Below are 4,578 nucleotides of genomic sequence, written 5' to 3'. Positions count from 1 at the left end.
ATTGGATGTGGACATACAATCATGAAAGACCGAACATGGGCTTAGGTGGAATTACACCAAAGCAAAAACTAGCACTTGCAGTACCAGCTTCTACTTTTAGCTTAAGTTAAAAATGGGGGGATTACCCTGGCACTTGATCTTTGCGTATTACGGTGAAAAGAACCACTTGTAATTATTTAAAAGGACCACTCGTTACGGACTCAAAAGAGCCGCTCATAATTAAACAGGTGAGCCAGATAAGCATTACTTTTGCCATATTAATTAGGCTGTTATTAGTCAGCTAGTAGTCGTTCGCCTTGTGTGAGGCTGGATGGCAGAGTCCGACCCAAAGCAGACGGGCCATATCTCTTATTGAATTTACATCCTTACAAACACTACATACAGTAATTGATTATCAAAGTAGATATAAATTTAAGCAAATTCTGATATTGGATAAACAATCATCTTCAGAAGTTGTAATGCAATTTATATTTACAAATTTATTGAAGCAAGCAAAATTAATCTTAATAAATTTTCCTTATTTGCCCTATCCCCCACTAAAACCTCTGATAGACTTGGATGTTTCCTGTCTAGCCCATCGCTACCATAAAATTTAAGTGCATGGCTCGGAATCAACCGACTCTGTATGGGTTTGCTTGCTAACTGAATGATGCGATAGTGGTTACTATCTCGCATAATTCGATTGCAAGCCATGCTGACCGCATCGTAGCCACCTTCAAGAACCTGACCAAAATAACCATCTTTATAAAAGAGGAGGCTAGTTATGTCGCGCTTTTCATTCCATCTTCTCGCCGCATGAACTATAGACATTAACTCAGCATTAGAAAGCCTGCCTCTCGCCTCGCTTACATACACCATCTGTACTAATGACATATTTTGAACGGCATCCATAAACAGTTTTAGCCCTACTTTACGCTCTTGGATTTACTAGCAGCTGCAACTACCGCTAAGGTTACAACGTTAACTATACGTCTAACTGTAGCAGCCGGAGTCAAAATATGGATAGGCTTAGCAACACCCAATAACAATGGTCCGATTGCAATACCATTTCCAGCAGCTGTTTTTAGCAAGTTATATGAAATATTAGCTGCATCTACATTAGGTAGAACCAATAAATTGGCGCCGCCCTTTAATGGGGATGAACTTACTGTGCTTGACCTTACGTCCTCATCTAGGGCGCTATCCCCGTGCATCTCACCATCTATTTCTAGCTCTGGAGCGGTCTGTCGCAATATTTCAAGTACCTTACGCATCTTAATTGCCGACGGAGCACTGCTTGACCCAAAATTAGAATGCGAGAGTAATGCAACTTTGGGTGCAATACCTAATTTACGCATCTCGGCAACAGCCATCAAAGTAATTTCGACCAACTCTTCAGCCGTCGGATCAATATTAAGATGGGTATCGAGCAAGAATACTTGTCTGCCTGGCAAGATTAAGCCTGACATAGCTCCATATATACTGGAGCCGTCACGCTTACCGATAACCTCATCGATATATTTAAGATGGACTGCCATATTATTGACAGTGCCACACACCATACCATCAGCCAAGTCCTTAGTGATCATCAATGCACCAATAAGACTATTTCGTCTACGCAACTCTAATTTAGCTAAGTTTTTATCAACACCTTTTCTCTCCATCAAGGCAAAATAGGTTTGCCAAAAATCTTGGTAACGAGAGTCGTTTTCCGGGTTAATCACCTGAAGATCTTCATCTATCTTCATTCTTAAACCAAAATTATGAATACGATTAGAGATAACCGAGGGGCGGCCAATTAATATGGGGGCAGCTAAATTTTCATCGATGATGATCTGTGCTGCGCGCAATACGCGCTCATCTTCACCTTCAGCAAAGACAATTCGTTTTTGATTTGCTGGTACGCGCTTAGCAATGCTAAAGAGCGGTGTCATCAAAGTACCTGAGTGGTACACGAACTGCTGCAACTGATTACGGTAAGCGTCAAAGTCTTTAATCGGACGAGAAGCAACACCATCATCCATGGCAGCCTTAGCAACCGCTGGAGCAATCACTGTAATGAGGCGCGGATCGAATGGTTTTGGAATTAAATATTGAGGGCCGAAGGAAAGGTTCTCAATGCCATAAACAGAAGCAACCACTTCACTCTGTTCGGCTTGGGCCAGCTCTGCTACAGCCTTAACCGCCGCAACTTCCATGCCGCGAGTAATAGTTGTTGCGCCCACATCCAATGCGCCACGGAAGATGAATGGGAAACACAATACGTTGTTTACCTGATTTGGATAATCGGTACGACCCGTTGCCATCACCGCATCAGGGCGAACCGCCTTAACTTCTTCAGGCAAGATTTCTGGAGTTGGATTAGCTAAGGCGTAAATTAATGGCCTATTTGCCATTTTCTTCACCATGCTTTGCTTCAGCACACCACCAGCAGAAAGGCCTAAGAAAATGTCGGCGCCAGTAATTACATCATCCAAAGTGCGTAAATTAGTATCTTGGCAGAATGGCTCCTTCTCTGGATCCATCAATTCTTTACGGCCTTTATAGGCAACACCAGCCAAGTCAGTCACCCAAATATTTTTGCGCTGCATGCCAAGATCAACTAGTAGATCTAAACAGGCCAAGGCGGCTGCACCAGCTCCTGAAGTAACCAGCTTTACCTTACTTAGATCTTTGCCGACCACCTTTAAGCCGTTTAGAATGGCAGCCGCAACCACAATCGCAGTACCGTGTTGGTCATCATGGAAGACCGGAATCTTCATGCGGGCTTGCAACTTGCGCTCCACCATAAAACAGTCGGGCGCTTTGATATCTTCTAAATTAATGCCGCCAAATGTTGGCTCTAATGCCGCAATAATTTCCACCAACTTATCCGGATCGTTTTCATTAACCTCAATATCGAAAACATCAATGCCTGCGAATTTCTTAAAGAGAACTGCTTTGCCCTCCATCACTGGCTTACTTGCCAGTGGTCCAATATTGCCTAAACCTAAAACGGCAGTACCGTTCGTAATCACGCCAACCAAATTTCCACGAGCGGTGTATTTGAACGCATTCGCTGGATCTTTAACGATCTCTTCACAAGGAGCAGCAACACCTGGTGTATATGCGAGCGCTAAGTCTCGTTGATTGGTAAGTTGCTTAGTAGGGGCAATTTCGATTTTGCCCGGCGTTGGAAACTCGTGGTACTGAAGGGCCGCCTCTCTTAGGGCGGCAATTTGCTGTTCTTTATTACTATTAGACAAAGTCATTCGCAGATCTTTTAAAAAGTTTAAATCCAATGACTTATATAAATTGGCGTCTCCTCCAACATAAATATCATTTTTTGAAGAAAAAAATCATATTTGATCCTAGTAAACCCGTAAAACAGTATTTTATGATGGCATCATCTCCAGATGAGATGATAGAGTTTAGGTATTCTAGAGGCCTAAAATGACAAAAATTGACCCAATATCACTTAATTTATTTTTAGCTGTTTTAGAGGAAGGGACAATCCTCAAGGCTGCCGAGCGAGAGCATATTTCAGCGTCAGCTATCAGCAAGCGAATCAGGGAATTGGAAATTGCTCTTGGGGCCGAGTTATTTTCTCGAAGCAATAAGGGGGTGGATCCCACAATCGCAGCTCAGACCCTTTCCTCGCTAGCAAGAGGGGCTCTTAACCAGCTGGATAACATTCCAGAGAGAATGAAGGGTTTTTCTAGTGGGGTACGGGGGCACATACGAGTCGCAGCAAATCATTCTTCGATTACTCAATTTCTCCCTTGCCAGCTTAAGTCGTTTTTAGATAATTGGCCTGACGTTCAGGTGCAACTTAAAGGTGCCGTAAGCTCTACTGTTGCAAAATTAATTGCGGAAAACCAAGTTGATTTAGGTCTACTTCAAAATGGGAGCTACGGATACGACATACAAATGCTTCCATACCGAGAAGATCAACTAGTTGTTATTGCAAACTCCGCCCACCCTATTGCAAAGCTGAGCACGGCCAAAATAGCAGATATCGCCAAGTATGATTTTGTCGGGTCACATACTGATAGCGCAATTAAAACGCTGCTTGTATTGGCTGCTAGCAAGTTTAATCTTACCCTGAACATAAAAATGCAGGTTGCTGGATTTGATGCTTTAAGTGTCATGGTTGCATATGGCCTAGGAATTGGGATTCTGCCAAAACAATGTGCTGAGCTTTTTCTGTCTTCACTAGACATCGTCACTATTCCAATAGAAGAGGAGTGGGCTTCGCGTAAAATTTGTCTAGGTGTTAGGAATATGGATTCTCTCAGCCCCGCAGCTAAGCTATTAGCAAATCATCTTATGAGCGCATAGCCATCCAACCAAAATAAAAGCCACTGCACTGAACTTTGACCTCTTCATGGCGCACCCCTCCTTAGGGATAATATCGCCGATTTTTTCTAATTTAGGGTGTCCAATTTATTGGGAGGAGGTCAGCTCAGTGTATTGGTCAAAACAATTCTGTAGGGTAATACCCCCGCCCCTTAACCTGAGTTAAAAGTAGAATTTCTAAGTTGTTTGATTTAAAGGAAATTCTATGAAAACCTCCCGCTTTACCGATAGCCAAATCATGGCCATCCTCAAACAAGCCGA

3 protein-coding genes are annotated in these 4,578 nt (G+C 42.9%); 1 reads left to right on the top strand and 2 read right to left on the bottom strand.

All coding sequences use genetic code 11. From position 1 onward, the window contains the following. Positions 1 to 471: 471 nt before the first annotated feature. Both ICN12_RS10645 and ICN12_RS10640 read right to left on the bottom strand, forming a co-directional pair. Positions 472 to 891: a BLUF domain-containing protein gene (locus tag ICN12_RS10645; protein ID WP_216272486.1), complete on the bottom strand. Its 420-nt coding sequence runs from the start codon at positions 889 to 891 to the stop codon at positions 472 to 474. 14 nt (positions 892 to 905) lie between these two features. Continuing rightward, positions 906 to 3,230: an NADP-dependent malic enzyme gene (locus ICN12_RS10640; protein WP_216272485.1), complete on the bottom strand. Its 2,325-nt coding sequence runs from the start codon at positions 3,228 to 3,230 to the stop codon at positions 906 to 908. A gap of 181 nt (positions 3,231 to 3,411) precedes the next feature. On the opposite strand from ICN12_RS10640, the gene ICN12_RS10635 reads away from it, so the two are divergent. Continuing rightward, positions 3,412 to 4,299 (top strand): LysR substrate-binding domain-containing protein, encoded by an 888-nt coding sequence (locus ICN12_RS10635; protein ID WP_216272484.1) that lies wholly within the window; start codon positions 3,412 to 3,414, stop codon positions 4,297 to 4,299. Positions 4,300 to 4,578 lie beyond the last annotated feature (279 nt).

The sequence above is a fragment of the Polynucleobacter sp. AM-25C3 genome, from assembly GCF_018882335.1.
GTDB lineage: Bacteria > Pseudomonadota > Gammaproteobacteria > Burkholderiales > Burkholderiaceae > Polynucleobacter.
Note: the sequence above shows the minus strand (reverse complement) of the source record. Positions and strands in the feature narration are given on the sequence as shown.